Origin of the sequence: Aromatoleum diolicum (assembly GCF_012910955.1) — a bacterium.
Classification (GTDB): domain Bacteria; phylum Pseudomonadota; class Gammaproteobacteria; order Burkholderiales; family Rhodocyclaceae; genus Aromatoleum; species Aromatoleum diolicum.
This window is the reverse complement of record NZ_WTVQ01000049.1, coordinates 16,552-34,069: the sequence shown is the minus strand read 5'-3', so window position 1 is coordinate 34,069 and position 17,518 is coordinate 16,552. Positions and strand designations below refer to the sequence as shown.

General features: G+C 66.8%; 16 protein-coding genes and 1 riboswitch. Of the genes, 9 read left to right on the top strand and 7 right to left on the bottom strand.

Features of this window, described 5'->3' with window-relative positions; genetic code table 11:
• The 3 genes from GPA25_RS20325 to cobU form a co-directional block, all read right to left on the bottom strand.
• The coding region (locus tag GPA25_RS20325; protein WP_281357743.1) for a calcium-binding protein at window positions 1–1,282 on the bottom strand (1,282 nt) is incomplete at its 3' end.
• A gap of 19 nt (window positions 1,283–1,301) precedes the next feature.
• On the bottom strand, window positions 1,302–3,512 hold the full coding sequence (locus GPA25_RS20320) for a peptidase domain-containing ABC transporter (protein WP_211163250.1): 2,211 nt from the start codon (window positions 3,510–3,512) through the stop codon (window positions 1,302–1,304).
• 310 nt (window positions 3,513–3,822) lie between these two features.
• Window positions 3,823–4,374, bottom strand: coding sequence for a bifunctional adenosylcobinamide kinase/adenosylcobinamide-phosphate guanylyltransferase (gene cobU / locus GPA25_RS20315; protein WP_169262228.1), 552 nt, complete (start codon window positions 4,372–4,374; stop codon window positions 3,823–3,825).
• Between the two features lie 75 nt (window positions 4,375–4,449).
• Window positions 4,450–4,697, top strand: a riboswitch (cobalamin riboswitch).
• Between the two features lie 126 nt (window positions 4,698–4,823).
• Between cobU and GPA25_RS20310 the strand changes: the two genes are divergently transcribed.
• The 9 genes from GPA25_RS20310 (at window position 4,824) to GPA25_RS20270 (ending at window position 13,905) form a co-directional block, all read left to right on the top strand.
• Window positions 4,824–6,758, top strand: coding sequence for a TonB-dependent receptor (locus tag GPA25_RS20310; protein ID WP_169262227.1), 1,935 nt, complete (start codon window positions 4,824–4,826; stop codon window positions 6,756–6,758).
• Window positions 6,759–6,780: 22 nt separating this feature from the next.
• Complete coding sequence (locus tag GPA25_RS20305) at window positions 6,781–7,761, top strand: iron chelate uptake ABC transporter family permease subunit (RefSeq protein WP_169262226.1); 981 nt, start codon at window positions 6,781–6,783, stop codon at window positions 7,759–7,761.
• Window positions 7,758–8,540, top strand: coding sequence for an ABC transporter ATP-binding protein (locus GPA25_RS20300; protein WP_169262225.1), 783 nt, complete (start codon window positions 7,758–7,760; stop codon window positions 8,538–8,540). Before GPA25_RS20305 ends, GPA25_RS20300 begins: the two co-directional genes overlap by 4 nt.
• Window positions 8,541–8,542: 2 nt before the next feature.
• A complete protein-coding gene (gene cobO / locus GPA25_RS20295; protein ID WP_425486416.1) occupies window positions 8,543–9,154 on the top strand; it encodes a cob(I)yrinic acid a,c-diamide adenosyltransferase in 612 nt (203 codons plus the stop codon).
• A gap of 242 nt (window positions 9,155–9,396) precedes the next feature.
• Complete coding sequence (cobA, locus tag GPA25_RS20290; protein ID WP_169262224.1) at window positions 9,397–10,245, top strand: uroporphyrinogen-III C-methyltransferase; 849 nt, start codon at window positions 9,397–9,399, stop codon at window positions 10,243–10,245.
• On the top strand, window positions 10,242–11,573 hold the full coding sequence (locus GPA25_RS20285; protein WP_169262223.1) for a cobyrinic acid a,c-diamide synthase CobB: 1,332 nt from the start codon (window positions 10,242–10,244) through the stop codon (window positions 11,571–11,573). Before cobA ends, GPA25_RS20285 begins: the two co-directional genes overlap by 4 nt.
• Before the next feature lie 231 nt (window positions 11,574–11,804).
• The gene (locus tag GPA25_RS20280; RefSeq protein ID WP_169262222.1) at window positions 11,805–12,395 is read left to right on the top strand and encodes a DNA-3-methyladenine glycosylase I; all 591 of its coding nucleotides are present in this window, start codon (window positions 11,805–11,807) and stop codon (window positions 12,393–12,395) included.
• Window positions 12,392–13,270, top strand: coding sequence for a LysR substrate-binding domain-containing protein (locus GPA25_RS20275; protein ID WP_343035022.1), 879 nt, complete (start codon window positions 12,392–12,394; stop codon window positions 13,268–13,270). The genes GPA25_RS20280 and GPA25_RS20275 overlap by 4 nt, the downstream gene beginning before the upstream one ends.
• A gap of 14 nt (window positions 13,271–13,284) precedes the next feature.
• On the top strand, window positions 13,285–13,905 hold the full coding sequence (locus GPA25_RS20270; RefSeq protein WP_169262221.1) for an acyl carrier protein phosphodiesterase: 621 nt from the start codon (window positions 13,285–13,287) through the stop codon (window positions 13,903–13,905).
• Here the strand turns inward: GPA25_RS20270 and GPA25_RS20265 are convergent.
• The 4 genes from GPA25_RS20265 to GPA25_RS20250 form a co-directional block, all read right to left on the bottom strand.
• Window positions 13,889–14,245: a hypothetical protein gene (locus GPA25_RS20265; RefSeq protein WP_169262220.1), complete on the bottom strand. Its 357-nt coding sequence runs from the start codon at window positions 14,243–14,245 to the stop codon at window positions 13,889–13,891. The genes GPA25_RS20270 and GPA25_RS20265 overlap by 17 nt on opposite strands.
• Before the next feature lie 185 nt (window positions 14,246–14,430).
• Window positions 14,431–15,075, bottom strand: a complete 645-nt coding sequence (locus tag GPA25_RS20260; protein ID WP_169262219.1) for a LutC/YkgG family protein — start codon at window positions 15,073–15,075, stop codon at window positions 14,431–14,433.
• On the bottom strand, window positions 15,072–16,478 hold the full coding sequence (locus tag GPA25_RS20255) for a LutB/LldF family L-lactate oxidation iron-sulfur protein (protein WP_169262218.1): 1,407 nt from the start codon (window positions 16,476–16,478) through the stop codon (window positions 15,072–15,074). The genes GPA25_RS20260 and GPA25_RS20255 overlap by 4 nt, the downstream gene beginning before the upstream one ends.
• Window positions 16,478–17,263 (bottom strand): (Fe-S)-binding protein, encoded by a 786-nt coding sequence (locus GPA25_RS20250; RefSeq protein WP_169262217.1) that lies wholly within the window; start codon window positions 17,261–17,263, stop codon window positions 16,478–16,480. Before GPA25_RS20250 ends, GPA25_RS20255 begins: the two co-directional genes overlap by 1 nt.
• Between the last annotated feature and the right edge of the window lie 255 nt (window positions 17,264–17,518).

The following is a 17,518-nucleotide window of genomic DNA, read 5'->3' as shown; positions in this document are numbered from 1 at the left end:
GGCCGTCGTATTCACTGATGCGGTCCTGTCCGGTGCCGCGGTTGAGGACGTAGGTGTCGGCGCCGTAGCCGCCGTCGAGGTAGTCGTTGCCGCTGCCGCCGTCGAGGGTGTCGTTGCCGTTGCCGCCGTAGAGGCTGTCGGTGCCGGCTTCGCCGCGCAGCACGTCATTGCCGTCGAGGCCGTAGAGGTAGTCGTTGCCGCCGAAGGCGATCATGACATCGGCGCCAGCGGTGCCATTGAGCGATTCGCTGCTTTCTGTCCCGACGATTGCCGGCGTGGCGCTTGCCAGAACGGAGGTGTCCCACACGGTGCCGTCGGCAAAGGCGATCTGCTCGATGCGGTTTGCGTCGGCGGCGAACCATCCGCTGACGACCAGGCGGTCGGCACTGCCGTTGATCACGACGTGGAGGTTGTTCGAAGCGTCACGGTATAGCTTGACGTCCTGTGGGGCGATGCCGGCGTCGAAGCGGACCGTATCGATATTGCCGCCGGTGAGGTCGGATTCGCTTATGGTGTCCACGCCGTCGCCGCGGCCGAACAGGTAGGCATCGTTGCCCATGCCGCCGAGGAGGGTGTCATTGCCGGCCCCGCCGCGAAGCGTGTCGCTGCCATCGCCCCCGCTCAGCGTGTTTGCGCCGCTGTTGCCCATCAACTGGTTGTCGAGCGTGTTGCCGATGCCGGAAAGGTTGCCGGTGCCGGTCAGTTCGAGGTTCTCGACGTCGCTGCCGAGGGCATGGCTCACGCTGCTGACGACAGTGTCGATGCCTTCGTCGGCGTATTCGACGACGATGTCGGCGCTGTTGTCGACCAGGTAGCGGTCATCACCGGCTCCGCCGGCCATCAGGTCCGCTCCGGCCTTTCCGTCGAGCGTATTGGCTCCGTCGTTGCCATAGAGTTCGTTGGCGAGGTCGTTGCCGGTGGCGTCGACATCGCTCGCGCCGCCAAGTACCAGGTTTTCGAGGTTGGCACCAAGGGTATAGCCGACGCTGCTTTGTACCGTGTCGATACCTTCGTCGGCCAGTTCGGTAACCACGTCACCGGCACTGTCGACAAGGTACGTATCATTGCCTGCGCCGCCGAGCATGGCGTCGCTGCCGACGCCGCCGTCAAGATAGTCGTTGCCGTTGCCGCCGCGCAGGTTGTCGTTGCCGACTTCGCCGAAAAGCAGGTCGTTGCCGTCTCCGCCTTCGAGGATGTCGTTGCCCTGACGGCCATAGAGTTGGTCATCGCCGACTCCGCCCTTGAGGGTGTCGGCCTTCTTGGAACCAGTGAGGATTGCCATTAAGTTTTCCTTGTTGTTGTTACTCAGATGGGACTTCGGAACTTGCTGACGGATTTACGCTTGCGCGTCCTTGTGCCGCCCGGGGGGCGCTGTGCTGTCGGTTGACGACGCTCAGGTGATGCTCCTGACCGCCTTCGCCGAGGGTGACTACCTCATCGACTTTGAGCCCGCGTGGCAGGTGGTGGGCGATGAAGAGGATCGATACGCGGCCGTGCAGGCGATTGACGGTGCGGGCAATCTGTTCCGCGGCGTGGGCGTCGAGACCGCTGGTGGCTTCGTCGAAAACGAGGATGCGCGGACGCTTGAGCAGGGCGCGGGCAATTGCCAGGCGTTGCTTCTGGCCGCCGGAGAGGCCTGCGCCGTGCTCGCCGATGCGCGTCTGATAGCCCTGCGGGAGGGCTTCGACGGTGTCGTGGATCTCGGCCATGCGGCAGGCTTCGACGATTTGCTCGAAACTGGCGTGCGGGTTGGCGAAGAGCAGGTTGTCGTAGATCGAACCGGCAAAGAGCACGCTTTCCTGCGGCACGACGCCGAAGTTGCTGCGCAGTTCGTTGGCGCTGAGATGGCGGATATCCAGGCCACCGAGCAGGATCTGGCCTTCGCTGGGCTGGACGAAGCCGAGCAGGAGTTTTGCCAGCGTGCTCTTGCCCGAGCCGGAAGGGCCCATCAGGGCAAGGCAATGGCCCGGGCGCAGGGTCAGTTGCAGGCCGCGGTAGAGATAGGGGCGGTCGCTGCCGTAGCGGAAGCTGATGTCGCGCAGCGTCACCGTGGCATCACCGTTGCGGCTGCGGGCCGGCGTCAGTGAGTAGGGCTCGCTGGGGGCGTCCATGATGTCGCCGAGGCGCCGCGCGGCGATCGCGACCTGCTGGTATTCGAGCCACAGGCCGACCATGCGCATCACCGGCCCCGACACCCGGCCGGCAAACATCTGGAACGCCACCAGCATGCCGACGGTGAAGTTGCCGGTGGTCATCGCCAGCCACGCGCCGACGCAGAGCACCAGCAGCGTCATCAGCTGTTCGATGCCACCGGAGAAGACGTTGTAGGTGTTTCCCAGTTGCCGGGCGTTGAAGCTCGCTTCGAGATAGTCGGCCAGGTTGCCGGCGTAGCGTTCGGCAACCTGCGGTTCCATCTGCAGCGATTTGACCGTGCTGATGCCACTGACGTACTCGGTGAGAAAGGCCTGGTTGCGCGCACCGACGAGGAACTGGTGGTTCATCCGCTCGCGCAGCCGCGGCGTGACGATCAGGCTGGTGACGACGACCGTGCCGAGCATGGCAAGCACGATCAGGGTCAGTTGCCAGCTGTAATAGAACATGGCCGCGACGAAGATCAGCAGGAAGGGCGTGTCGATGGCGAGCGAAACCGCGGCGCCGCCGATGAACTGGCGGACGGTTTCGATGGCCTGGATGCGGGCAGTGACGAGGCCGGTGGCGCGCTTCTCGAAGTAGCTGACGGGTAATTGCAACAGCTTGTCGAAGATGCTTTTACCCATGACGGCATCGACGCGGTTGCCGGTGTGCAGGATCAGGTACTGCCGCACCCAGCTGAGTGCGCCGTTGAAGATCGCAAACAGGACGAGGGCGGTGGCGACCACCTGGAGGGTGCTGGTGGAATGGTGGACGATGACCTTGTCGATGACGACCTGGGTCAGCAGTGGGGTGGCCAGGGCGGCGAGCTGCATGGCGAGTGAGGCGAGCAGGACGTCACGCCACACCGAGCGATGCTTCAGGAGTTCGCGCGCGAAACTCATCAGACCGAAGCCCGCCCGCGCCTCGATCCGGTCCGGGTCGGCGTTCAAGGCTTCCGCCATCGGGCTTGCGAGGAGGGCCGTGCCGGTGAATTCCACCGCAAACTCTTCACGCGTGAGCGTGACGGGTTGGGCCTCTCCCTGGCGCAGTAGCAGCACCCGTGCCGGATCGGCTTTCAGGACGATCGCGGGGTAGGCTGCTCCGGCGGACTCGCTCGGCGCGTCGGTCGCGGGGCCCGCGACGGGACGCTTCAGCAGCGCCAGCAGCGGGGTCGGCAAGACATCGAGATGTTCGTGCGATAGCTCCCTGGTCTGCGCGCGCAGGCCCATGCGGGCGAGGATGTCGAGCAGCTTTGGCAGGTCGTTGATGGGCGACAGCTCGCGCAGCACCAGGTCGGTCGAAAACGGCTTCCGGTGAAGCTGGCTGAGGCTGCCAAGCGCCCAAAGGCATGCGTCCTTGGCGAGAAGTAGGGTTGTCACGCGGTCCGCCTCCTGGAATCGGATCGATGCAGATGCTTCGCATGCATTCCGATCAGATATGACAAAGCCGCGAATGGTATCTATGTGGTGTATGTCATGCAAGTTACTCGGAGGGGGCATGTCGATGCCGATTGAATTGACGCGGCGGTCGCGAAGGCGACGGTCAGGGGCGCTCATCGGCGGGGCGGTGGGCAAGGGCGCTTGCACCGTCTCGTGGCCATGGAATGCGAGACCGGAGACCGCACTGGGTCGGAGGCAGGAAAAGTGGCCGGTTATTCGGGCGGGCCGGGCCCGCCGTTCAACAGCGTGGTTACGCCGTGCCCTTGAGCGCGAGCGGCAGTCCCGCGGCGACGAAGCTCACGCGCGCACAGATGCGCGCGAGCGCCTGGTTGAGCCGACCGGCTTCATCACGGTATAGCCGGCCAAGGGGCGTTTCCGGCACCAGGCCGAGGCCGACTTCGTTGGCAACCAGCAGGATCTGTCCGGGTAATGCGGGAAGGGTGTCGAGCAGCGCCGCGCGTTCGGCCTGCAACTGCGGCAGCTGGCTCGCGTCGGGCGGATCGGACAAATTCTCGGCGCCGACCATGAGGTTCAGCAGCCACAGAGTCAGGCAGTCGACGATCACGCAGCGGCCGTCGCGGGCCTCCTCGCGCAGCGTTGCGGCGAGTGTCACCGGGGTTTCGACGGTGCGCCAGCCGGCCGGGCGGTCGTTCTGGTGGCGGCGGATGCGCGCGGTCATTTCCGCGTCGAATGCTTCGGCGGTGGCGATCACGGTGACCGGCAGTCCGCTGTCGCATGCGAGCGTTTCGGCGTAGCGGCTCTTGCCCGAACGGGCGCCGCCGAGAATCAAATGTGCGGGCATGTCTTTGGAATTACGCGGATTTTTGCACTGCGCAAAGTGGCGGAACACGCTATTATCCGCCCCGCGCCCGATTTTCGGGTGCGACGTGTTTCAGGTGCCCGACGGCGAGTCTCGCTCATGGGTTAAACGGGAAACAGGTGCGCGACCGACGCTCGACGCCGGCACCGCAAGACCTGTGCTGCCCCCGCAACGGTAAGTGGACGCAAGGCGCATCCAACCGCCACTGGACGAGAGTCCGGGAAGGCGATGCGACAGGTCCGGCCTCCTCGATGGAGCGTCGGCCAGCCCACGAGCCCGGATACCGGCCTGGACACGAGATGGCGGAAGTGCCGCGGGGTGGCGGCGACGGGCGTGGTGTGCTGCGGCTCCTGACGTGTTCCCCGAAGCGCTTCCTTGTTGATGATGACCAGGGGAGCGGGGACGCGACCTCTGGCCGAGGGAGTTTCCTGATGAATATCCGTTTGTCCGCGACCGCGATTGCGATTGCCGCTGCTTTTCCGTTCGCCACCGCTGCGCTGGCTGCCGATGAAACGACGGGCGAGACCGTCATCGTGTCGGCGAACCGTATCGACACCCCCGACGTTGCCGCGACCTATGCATCCGAAGTGCATACGCGCAAGGACATCGAGCGCTCGGGCGCGACGACGCTGATCGATTACCTCGGCCGGCAGACCTCGATCCAGCTGACGCCGAACTTCGGCAACCGCTTTACCCCCAGCATCAATATGCGCGGTTACGGCAGCAACGACGGGCACCAGAACGTCGTGATCTCGGTGGACGGCCGCCGCCTGAACAACATCGACATGGTGCCGCAACTGCTCGGCTCGATTCCGCTGGTGGAAATCGACCGCATCGAGATTGCCAAGGGCAGCGGCTCGGTGATGTACGGTGACGGCGCGATGGCGGGCTCGATCCAGATCTATACGAAGCCGCGCACCGGTGTCAGCGTCGAGCTCAATGGCGGCAGTCACGATGCGCGCGGAGCGACCGCGCACGCCGGCTATGTCGGCGAGCGTTTCGCCGTGTCGGCAACGGCCGATCACAACGAGCATGGCGGCTTCAGTGACAAGGACCCGTCAGGCCACCGCGACGAATCGACGGCCGACAACTGGCGCGCGACGCTGTCGGGCAAGCCGATCGACCGGCTGAAGTTGAATCTGGATGTTGGGGGATCCCAGATCGACACGCGCTATCCGGGTTCGCTGACGTTGGCGCAATTCCGCAACGATCCCGCGACGAATACCGGTCGCGACTACACGCATCAGAAATTCCGCGCGGAATACTGGGGGGTGGGCGCCGAATTTGACGTGACGTCGGCCTGGCGCCTGTCGGCACGCCATTACGACGAGGACAAGATGTCCGAGTTCGTGCAGTTCAGCTTCAAGTCGGATTACCGTTACCTGTCCGACGAACTGGCGCTGCAATATCTGAGCGACGCGCTGTCCGTGACCGGTGGCGTACAGACCTTCGACGGCGTGCGCGATGACGGCTTCGCCGAAACCTTCAAGCGCAGTGAGGGCTGGTTCGTGCAGGGGCAGTATGAGCTCGGGCGTGTGACGTTGTCGGCCGGCGCGCGCACCGAGCGCGTCGAGTACGAGTTCGACCCGTCGTTCGGCACCCGGTTGAAGGATGATGAGCAATTGTCCTCGTGGGATGTCGGCGCAAACTACCGCATCGACGACGCACTGTCGGTGTTCGGCAACTACAACCGTGCTTTCCAGGCCCCGGATATCGATCGCTTCTTCGTGTTCGATTTCAATACCGGCGAGACCGGCTTCAACGGTTTCATCAAGCCTGCGAAGGTGCGCACCGTGACGCTGGGCGTCAATCACGTGCTGCCGACGAACCGTCTCAAGGTGGGGGTGTTTCATGCCGACCTGAAGGACGAAATTTATTTCGACGCATCGACGTTCACCAACACCAACATCGACAAGTCGCACAAGTACGGCCTCGAGGTGCAGGATACGTGGCACATCACGCCGCAGCTGACCGGCCTGCTGAACTACACGTGGACGCGCGCGATCATCGACCGCGAAGACATGGGCGGCGGGGCCTTCGACGGCAAGGAACTGCCGGGCGTGCCGCGCCATGGCGTGGTACTGGGCCTGAACGTCGCGGTCGGCGACCAGGGCAACCTGTACCTGTCGCACACCTGGCGCAGCAAGGCGTGGGCGTTGAATGACTTCGACAATAACAACGCGCAGAAGCAGCGCGAGTATCAGAGTACCGACCTTGCCTACCGCCATCGCCTGAAGAACGTCGAGCTCTATGCGGCTGTGACCAACCTGTTCGAGTACGAGAACGGCACCTGGGTGCGCGACAACGCGATCTATCCGATCGATTTCGCGCGGACGTGGAAGCTCGGCGCGAAGCTGTCGTTCTGACCGCGGAGCGGGGCACAACGCGGTGACACGCCCGGCCGTCCTGCCGATTCTCGCCGTGCTGCTCGCGGCGTCGGGGCTGGCGTTCGCCTGGGCCTTGTCCGCCGGCGATCTGCCGATCGGCTTCGGCGAGGTGCTCGGGGCGCTGCTCCGCGGTGACGAGGGCATGGCCGCCGACGTCGTGCGCGAATTGCGCCTGCCGCGGGCGGTGGCGGTGTTCGTGTGCGGCGGGCTGCTGGCGCTCGCGGGCGCGCTGATGCAGGTACTGTTGCGCAATCCGCTTGCCGATCCGTACGTACTCGGAGTGTCCGGCGGGGCGGCGGTCGGCGCACTGGCGGCGATGCTGTTCGGGCTGTCGCCGTGGTTCGTCGACGCGGCGGCCTTCGGCGGCGCGCTGCTGGCGACGCTGCTGGTCTTCGGCCTGGCGCATGGCGACGGTTCGTGGACGCAGACCCGTCTGCTGCTCACCGGCGTCATCGTTGCCGCCGGCTGTGGTGCGGCGGTGACGCTGATGCTGTCGCTCGCGACCGATACACGGCTGAAGTCGATGCTGTTCTGGCTGATGGGTGACGCCAGCGGCGCGAGCCGGCCGTGGCCGGCGCTGGCGGTGCTGGTGGCAGGACTCGTCATGGTGCTGCCCTTCGCGCGCGACCTCAATGTGCTGGCGCGTGGCGAACTGTCGGCGCTGGCACTGGGCGTGCGCGTGCAGCGCTTGCGCTATCTGCTGTATGTCTTGGCTTCGCTGCTGACCGCGGCGGCAGTCACGCTGGTCGGCTCGGTCGGCTTCGTCGGCCTGATCGTGCCGCATCTGGTGCGTTTCGTGATCGGCAACGATCAACGCCTGCTGCTGCCGACAGCGACGCTCGCCGGCGGCACGCTGCTGACGCTCGCCGACACCGCGGCGCGCACCGTGATGGCCCCCGTGCAGTTGCCGGTCGGCGTGCTGACGGCGCTGATCGGCGTACCGGTGTTCCTGTTCCTGCTGTCGCGGCATCCCCGCTCATGAGCACCGGCGGTTCGTCGATCCTGCTGGCGGCTGACGGCCTCGCCCTGAAGGTCGGCGAGCGCTGGCTGTGCTGCGAATTCAGCCTGCGCCTCGCCGCTGGCGAATGCCTGGTGCTGCTCGGCCCCAATGGTGCCGGCAAGACCACGCTACTGCATACCCTGGCCGGTCTGCGCGCGCCGACGGTCGGCGCGGTGCGCCTGGGCGCGCGCCCCTACGCCGATTGGGATAGCCTCGCCGCGGCGCGTTTTCGCGGGCTGTTGGCGCAGCAGCAGCCGGATCACTTTTCCGCGTCGGTGTTGCAGACCGCGCTGATCGGCCGTCATCCGCATCTCGGACGCTGGGGGTGGGAAAGCGCCGACGACGTCGCGATCGCGCAGGCCGCACTGGCCGAACTGGGCCTCGCCGACCTGGCGGCGCGTGACATCCTGAGTTTGTCCGGCGGCGAGCGGCAGCGCGTGTCGATCGCTGCGCTGCTGACGCAGGCGCCACAACTCCTCCTGCTCGACGAGCCGACGAATCATCTCGACCTGCACTACCAGATCGCCGTGCTCGAACTCTTCGCGCGCCTCAAGCGCGAGGGGCGTGGCGTCGTGATGGTGCTGCACGACATCAACCTGGCGACGCGCTTTGCCGATCAGGTGATCCTGCTCGACGGGCGCGGCGGCGTCGTGGCCGGCAGCCGTGACGAGGTGCTGCAGGCCGCGCGGCTCAGCCACGCCTTCGATCATCCGATCCGCCGTGTCGACATCGACGGGCGGGTCATCTTTCTTCCGGACTGAACGTGAACAACGCATCGAACGACAAGGATGCCCGCCACGCCGAGCGCATGCAGCGCAAGAAGGCGGTGGTGGATGAAAAAATCGCCGCGGCGCAGATCGAACGCGGCGTGCTGCTGGTCAACACCGGCAACGGCAAGGGCAAATCCAGCGCGGCCTTCGGGCTCGTCGCGCGCGCTCTCGGCCATGGCATGAAGGTGGGTGTGGTGCAGTTCATCAAGGGCCGTTCGGATACCGGCGAGGAAGCCTTCTTCCGCCGTCAGCCCGACGTCGCCTGGCACGTGATGGGCGACGGCTTCACCTGGGACACCCAGGACCGCAGCCGCGACGTCGCGACCGCCGAAGCGGCGTGGGCGCAGGCACGAGCACTGCTGCAGGATCCGGCGATTGGTCTGGTGGTGCTCGATGAACTCAACATCGCCTTGAAGTACCGCTATCTTGAAGTGACGCAGGTCGTCGCGGATCTGCTCGCGCGACCGTCGCACCAGCACGTCGTCGTGACCGGCCGTGCCGCAGCGCCCGAGCTGATCGAGGCGGCCGACACCGTAACCGAGATGGCGCTCGTCAAGCACGCGTTTGCCAATGGGGTGAAGGCCATGCCCGGCGTCGAGTTCTGAACTGCCGAATCCCCGATGCGGTAGTGTGGGGGTAAAACAGTGCAACCCGATAAGCCGTCGCGATTGGGAAAACGCAGCCCCCTGCGGGGTGCATTTCGAGCCGAGGCGTCCGCCGCGCGCCAACGAGGAGCGAAATGCACCCCGCAGGGGGCGGGCCTCGGGCTCCCGCCCTAATGCGACGCTACCGAAGCGGCACCGGCCCGTATAGTCAAAAGCAACCCGCGAACATAGAAGATATTTCCATGGCCCTCCCCGACATCCCGAACCCCCGTCCCGGCCCGGCCGCAGGCCACGTCTATCTGGTCGGTGCCGGCCCCGGCGACCCCGAACTGCTGACGCTGCGCGGCGCGCGCCTGATCGCCGGCGCGGATGCGGTTGTCTACGACAATCTCGTCAGCCCCGCGATCGTCGACATGGCGCCGGCCTCGGCCGAGCGCCACTATGTCGGCAAGAAGGCCGCCGACCACACCCTGCCGCAGGACGACATCAACCAGCTGCTGGTGCGCCTCGCGCAGGCCGGCAAGCGCGTCGTGCGCCTCAAGGGCGGCGACCCCTTCATCTTCGGCCGTGGCGGCGAGGAAATGGAAGTGCTGGTCGAGGCCGGCATCACCGTCGAGGTCGTCCCCGGCGTCACCGCGGCCGCGGGCATTGCCGCCTATGCCGGCATCCCGCTGACGCACCGCGACCATGCGCGCTCGGTCGTGTTCACCACCGGCTTCCTCAAGGACGGTGCGCTCGACCTCGACTGGCCGATGCTCGCGCGCCCGGGCCAGACGCTGGTGATCTACATGGGCATCTCGCGCCTGCCCGAGATCTGCCGCGAACTTGTCGCCCATGGCCTGCCGGCGCAGACACCTGCCGGTGTCATCGAGCGCGGCACAACCCAGGCGCAGCGCATCGCCGTCGGCACGCTGGCGACGTTGCCGCAGGTGGTCGCGGAAGCGGGCATCCGCCCGCCGGCGCTGACCATCGTCGGCGACGTCGTCGGGCTCTACCCGCGGCTGGCGTGGTTCGCGCCGGAAAGCGCAGCGGCCGCGCAGCCGCCGCACGCGGGGTGCACCGCGTCGCATGGCGGTGGAGCCACCGAATGAGGCCGGACGCCGTGTCGGAGGTGACGATCCCCGGAGCCGCGTCCGCAAGCGCGCATTGCCCGGCACTGTTCGTTGCCGCACCGGCCTCCGGCCAGGGCAAGACCACCGTCACCGCGGCGCTCGCGCGCTTGCACGTGCGGCAGGGGCGGCGCGTGCGTGTCTTCAAGTGCGGGCCGGATTTTCTCGATCCGCAGATCCACGCGGTGGCGAGCGGTGCGCCGGTGTACAACCTCGATCTGGGCATGTGCGGCGAGGCCGACGCGGCCTGGCGGCTGCACGCGGCGGCGCGCGAGGCCGACCTGATCCTCGTCGAAGGCGTGATGGGGCTCTACGACGGCCAGCCGTCGGGGGCCGACATCGCGCGCCGCTTCGGCCTGCCGGTGATGGCCGTGATCGATGCGCGTGCGATGGCCCAGACTTTCGGCGCCGTGGCCTACGGGCTCGCCCATTACCAGCCGGATCTGCCGTTTTCGGGGGTGCTTGCGAACCACGTCGGCAGCGCGCGGCACGCGGAAATGCTGCGCGCAGCCCTGCCGGCGGGCATGCGCTGGTACGGCGCGCTCGCGCGCGATGCGCAGGCCGGCCTGCCGGAGCGCCACCTCGGGCTGCTGCAGGCGGCCGAGATCGGCGATCTCGAGGCGCGCCTCGATCGTCTCGCGGATGGCCTCGCGGCGACCGGTGCGGCAGACTTGCCTGCGGCGGTGGCGTTTGACCCGGCGCTGCCGCCCGATGTGTCGCCGCTACTGGCGGGCCGGACCATCGCGATCGCGCGCGACGCCGCCTACGGCTTCATCTACCCGGCGAACCTCGACACGCTGGGTGCCCTGGGCGCTCGGCTCGCGTTCTTCTCGCCGCTGGCGGGCGACCGCCTGCCAGCATGTGATGCGCTGTGGCTGCCCGGCGGGTATCCGGAACTGCACGGCGCAGCGCTGGCGGGCAATGCGGCCTTCTGCGGTGGCCTGCGCGCGCACGCGACGGCGGGCAAACCGCTGCTGGCCGAGTGCGGCGGCATGATGAGCCTGTTCGACGAGATCGTGGACAAGTCCGGGCAGGCTCATGCCTTCGTCGGCCTGCTGCCGGGGCGGGCCGTGATGCAGCCGCGTCTGGCCGCGCTGGGCATGCAGGTCGCTGATCTGCCGGAAGGGCGCTTGTCGGGGCATACCTTTCATTATTCGAAGAGCGAAACGCCGCTGCAGTCGCTCGCGCGTGCGCGGACGCCGGACGGACGGGAAGGGGAGGCGATCTACCGCACAGGGCGGCTGACGGCGTCCTACGTGCATTTCTACTTCCCGTCGAATCCGGTGGCGGTGGCGGGCCTGTTTTCCTGATTTTCCCGCGGCATACGGGAAGCTCGTGTGCCCGGAACCCGCCCCCGTCCGGGCGCATTTCGCGCCTCGTTGGCGCGCGGCGGACGCTTCGGCACGAAACGCGCTTGGACGGGGGCTGCAGTGTCGGCACGTCCACCGGTTTGCTGATCGATCGTGCAAGCCGATGCGGCTACACTTCGGGATGTCGATCGCGCGCTCGTGTTGCGCATGCGGTCGCCCTGGAGTGAATCAATGACCTCGCGTTGCGCTTGGGCGGGCAGTGACCCGCTGTATGTCCGCTATCACGATACCGAATGGGGCGTGCCGGTTGATGATCCGCGCACGCTGTTCGAGTTCCTGATTCTCGAAGGCGCGCAGGCGGGTTTGTCGTGGATCACGGTGTTGAGAAAGCGTGAGCATTATCGTGCGGTGTTCGACGGCTTCGACCCCGAGCGCATCGCCCGTTACGACGACGCGAAGAAGGCGGCGCTGCTCGCGGACCCCGGCATCATCCGCAATCGCGCGAAGATCGACGCGGCCATTGGCAACGCGCGCGCCTGGCTCGAGATGCGCGATGCGGACATTGATCCGGTTGCGTGGTTGTGGAGTTTCATGGACGGTGAGCCGCGGCAGAACGGACTCGGGTCGCTCGCCGATGTGCCGGCCTCGACGCCGGTGTCCGATGCGATGAGCAAGGCGCTGAAGGCGCGCGGCTTCAAGTTCGTCGGCAGCACGATCTGCTACGCCTTCATGCAGGCGGTGGGGATGGTGAATGACCATCCGGTCGATTGTTTCCGTCACCGCGAGGTCGCAGAACTCGCGCGACTGCGGGGGCCTCGGTGAGCGCCCCGCTGCGGCGCGTGCCGCCGATGCATGCGCTGGCCGCGTTCGAGGCTGCTGCGCGCCTGGGCGGTTTCGCGCAGGCGGCGGAAGAGTTGTGCGTGACGCCCAGCGCGGTGAGTCATCGCATTCGCCAGCTCGAAGCGCTGCTCGGCACCGTGCTGTTCGAGCGCGCCTCCAGCGGCGTGCGGCCGACCACCGCGGGACGCCTGTATCTCGACAGCGTGCGCGAGGCTTTCGACCGGCTTGCCCAGGCCGGTGCGGTGCTGCGACCGGAGCGTGAGCGGCTGCGCGTGTCGCTGCCGCCGACTTTCGCGCGGCAGCTATTGATGGCACGCCTGCCCGAGTATCTGCGGGCGCATCCGGAGGTCGAGCTGGAGGTGCATCTGTCGATACCGCTGCAGGATGTCACCGCCGAGGCCGCTGACGTCGACGTGCGCTGGGGGCGCGGGGATTACCCGGAGCGCGTGGTGCGCAAGCTGTTCGACGACACCATGGTGCCGCTCGCGGCGCCGGCGTGGATCGCCGCGCGCGCGCCGGCTGGCATGGCCGATCTTGCCGGCGCGGAATTGTTGCGTTCCCCGCTCCTGCCCTGGCGGCCGTGCTTCGCGGCGGCGGGTGTGGATCTGCCGGAGCCGGAGCGGGGCGCGGTGTTCAACGATCTCGGCATGCTGCTCGAAGTCGCCGCCGCCGGCCTGGGGGCTGCAGTAGGTACGCGGCGTCTGTCCGCAGCGTGGGTCGAAACCGGGCGGCTGGTGCCGCTCTTCGGCGTGTCGGCGCCGGCGCCCTTCACGTACTATGCCGTGACGACGCCCGCGCAGAGCAAGCGCGTGGTGGTGCGCGAGTTCATCGACTGGCTCGCCGGTGCCTTTGCGTAAGTCTTGGTGCAGACATGAATTTTCTCGCCCACGCCTATCTTGCCGGTGACGCGCCCGCGGACCGCCTCGGCGGCCTGATCGGCGATTTCGTCAAAGGGCCTTTGCCGGCCGGACTGCCTCCCGATATCGCCGCCGGGGTGCGCCTGCATCGCCAGATCGACGTCTTTGCCGATGCCCACCCGGCCTTCCTGCGCAGCCGTGCACGCGTGTCGTCGCCGCGGCGGCGGGTGGCGGGGGTGATGGTCGATATGTTCTACGACCATTTCCTCGCGCTGCATTGGCGCCGTTTCGATGCCGAGCCGCTGGAAGCCTTCACGTCCGCGATGTACCGCCTGATGGCCCAGCACGACGCCCTCTTGCCGCCGCGGCTGGTGGAAATCCTGCCGCGCATGCGCGAGTCGAACTGGCTGTGCAGTTACCGTTCGGAAGATGTGATCGAAATGGCGCTCGATCGCATGGCGCTGCGCCTGCGCCGTGACAATCCGCTCACCGGCAGCGGCGCGGAACTGCGCGCCGACTATGCCGGTTTCGAGACGGATTTCTTCGAGTTCATCGCGGCGGCGCAGGCCTTTGCCGCGCAACACCGGGCATTGCGCGACGCGGGTGCCGACAGCCTCATCAGCGGAAGGGAATGACGATCGGCGGGACGCTGACCCCGATGACGAGCGCCGGATTGCGCGAGTAGACCGGCGCCGGCGCGTAGTACTCCACCGGGCGCTCGTAATAGCGGTATTCACGCACGACCGGACGCCGTTCGATGATGCGTTCGCGGATCACGACGCGCTCGTGGTCACGGAATTTCTTGTAGTGACCGTGACGATGGCCGCGATCGTGGTCGCGCCAATCGCGATCGTCACCGCGCCATTCACGGTATCCGTCGCGGTATCCGTCGCGGTCCGCGTGGGCGGGAACAGCAGTGAGCATGGCGGTGCCGGCAATGAGCGCGGCAAGCAGTTTGAGTGTGTTCGATTTCATGGCTATCCTCCTGACGGGCCGGACACCAGCGGCCTGCATATGCGGTACCAGTGTCCCCATGCGCAATTTAACGCGAGTGTCCCCATGAAAGTTGGCTTGGAGTTGTAAGCGAATCCTGCGGGAAAGGGGGTGGGAGCGCGGCTTCCCACAGATGCTGTGCGATTGCGCGCCCCCTGCGCTGTGGCTCAGCCGACCAGAATGACATGCACGCGCCGCGGGCCGTGGGCGCCGAGCTGGATCGTCTGCTCGACGTCGGCGGTGCGCGACGGGCCGGAGATGATGTTGGTGGCGCGCGGCATGCCCTCGGCGCGCGCGCGCAGGATCGTCCAGGCTTCTTCGAAGTGCCCGACGATGCGGCTCGCTTCGAGCACGACGACGTGATCGTCGGGGACGAAGTTGTGCGTTGTCGGGCTGCCGGGGCCGGCGGCGAGCATCAGGCTACCGGTTTCGGCGATGCCGGCGATCGCCGGCGACACGGACAGTATTTCCGCAATGCCGGCCGCACCATGGTTCATTTCGAAGTCGGCGGGCCACGGCAGATCCTTCAGCGCGGCGCCGACCGCGGCGCGTGCGGGCAGTCCCTTGCCCAGGCGATAGGCCTCGACCGCAGCGGGGACGGCGTCAAAACCGGTGACCCGTTCGACGGTGCCGGCACGGCTTTCGAACTTGCGCATGAAGCGCGCGACGAGATCCTCGTCCTGCGCCGGGCGCGTGTGTTGCGGGATGCGTGCGTCGAGCGCGGCGCGCTGGGTGTCGTCGAGCGGGCCGCGTTTCAGCGCGCTGCGCACCGAATTCAGGATGGCCTCTCTGGCGTTTACGCGTGCGTTCATTTCTGGCCTCGTTTGCCTTGCCACAGTTCGAGAAAGGTGCGTCCCGCCGGCGCCGGCAGATCGCGCGAGTCGGTCCAGGCGCTGGCGAGTGGCAGGCGGCGGATGCGTCCCTTGCGAGAGATGCCTGACAGCACGCGCGCTGCGACCTGTTCCAGCGCGTGGTAGAGCTTCGGCCGCGTCGCGGCAAAACGCCACAGGTTGAGCGCGCGCTTCTGCATCACCGGCGTGATGTCCTGCTGGTGCTGCATATGCCGCAGTTCGCGCAGCAGATCCGGCAGCGGGATCTTCACCGGACACACCGAGGCGCAGCGCCCGTTCAGCGTGCAGGCGTTGGGCAGATCGTAGGCGGCGTCCAGGCCCTTGATCAGCGGCGTCAGCACCGAGCCCATCGGCCCGGGATAGACCCAGCCGTAGGCGTGGCCGCCGACCGCGCCATAGACGGGGCAGTGGTTCATGCACGCGCCGCAGCGGATGCAGCGCAACATGTCGCGGAAGCGTCCGCCGAGCATCTTCGAGCGGCCGTTGTCGACCAGCACGACGTGGTATTCCTGCGGCCCGTCGAGGTCGTCGGCGTGGCGCGGGCCGGTCGAGATCGTCGTGTAGGTCTCGGTTTCCTGCCCGGTCGCGCTGCGCGCCAGCAGGCGCAGGAACAGCGTCGCGTCGTCGAGGGTGGGCACGACGCGCTCGATGCCGGAGGTGACGATATGCACCTTCGCCAGCGTCTGCGTCAGGTCGCCGTTGCCCTCGTTGGTGACGATGATCGACGAGCCGGTCTCGGCGACGAGGAAATTGCCGCCGGTGATGCCGACGTCGGCGCGGAAATACTTGTCGCGCAGCACCTGGCGCGCCTCATTGACGAGGTCGGCGACCTCGGTCTTGCGCGGACCGCCATGCGCCGCCTCGAAGAGATCCGAGACCTGATCCTTGGTCTTGTGCACCGCCGGCGCGATGATGTGCGACGGTGGTTCGTGTGCGAGCTGGATGATGTATTCGCCGAGGTCGGTCTCGACGACTTCCATGCCGTGCTCGATCAGCGCTTCGTTGAGGCCAATCTCCTCGGACACCATCGACTTGCCCTTGGTGATGGTCTTCGCATCGACGCGCTTGCAGATGTCGAGGATGATGTTGCGCGCCTCCTCGGCGTCGCGCGCCCAGTGCACGTGGCCGCCGGCCGCGACGACCGCCTGCTCGTAGCGCTCGAGGTAGTGGTCGAGATTGGCGAGGATCTCGTTCTTCGTGTTCTTCGCTTCCTCGCGCAGCTGCTCGAACTCCGGCAGTTCGGCCGCCTGTTGCGCGCGCTTACCGACAAAGCCGCCGCGCGCCTTGCCGAGCGCCTGCTGCAGGCTCGCGTCGTGGATCGCGAAGACCGAGCGTTCCTTGAATTCCTTCGAACGGATTTCCATCAGTCGGACCCCTTCACGGCGCCTGCGAGACCGGGACCGTCGGCCAGTCCGGCGAGCACTTCGGCGGTGTGGAACACTTTCACCGGCGCATTGATGCGCTTCAGGCGCCCGGCGATGTTCATCAGGCAGCCCAGATCGCCGCCGACGACCGTGTCGGCGCCCGTGGCGAGGATGTTGCGCACTTTGTCATCGACCATCTTCTCGGAGATTTCCGGGTATTTCACGCAGAAGGTGCCGCCGAAGCCGCAGCACACTTCGCTGTCCTCCATTTCCTTGAGCTTCAGGCCATCGACTTCGCCGAGCAACGCGCGCGGCTGACCCTTGATGCCGAGCCCGCGCAGGCCCGAACAGGAGTCGTGATAAGTCGCGGTGCCGTCGTAATGCGCATCGCTTTGTGTCGCGTCGAGCACGTCGGCAAGGAAGGACAGCAGCTCCCAGCTCTTCACCGACAGCGCCTGCGCGCGCGGCAGCCACTGCGGATCATCCTGGAACAGCACCGGATAGTCGTGGCGGATCGTCGCCATGCACGAGCCGGAGGGGCCGACGATGTAGTCGTAATGTTCGAAAGTCTCGATCACCTGGCGCGCCAGCGCACGCGCGGCATCGTAGTCGCCGCTGTTGTAGCCGGGCTGGCCGCAGCAGGTCTGGGCGGCGGGCACCTCGACGGTGCAGCCCGCGTCCTCGAGCAGCTTGACCGCGGAGAAACCGACGTTCGGGCGGAAGACGTTCATCAGACAGGTGGCAAACAGTCCGACGCGCGGCCCGCGGGTAGGCGTTTCGGTCATATGGCAGGTCTCCGGTTCTTGTTCGGGATGATGTGAGGCGATGGTAGCAAGCCTTGCCGCTATGCGCGGCGAGGGATTTTCAGGTCCGGGATGAGCTGGCTTCATGTCGCTGGCAGCATAGCAGAGCCGAACGGGTGAGCCATTCGGCGTGGGGTGCGGCTGGATCGCACAGGCCGGCACGCTTTATGTGATCACCCTGCGGCGTGCCGCGCTGATCGTTGCATGGCACACTTCGCCGCTTCGATTTCCTGGACG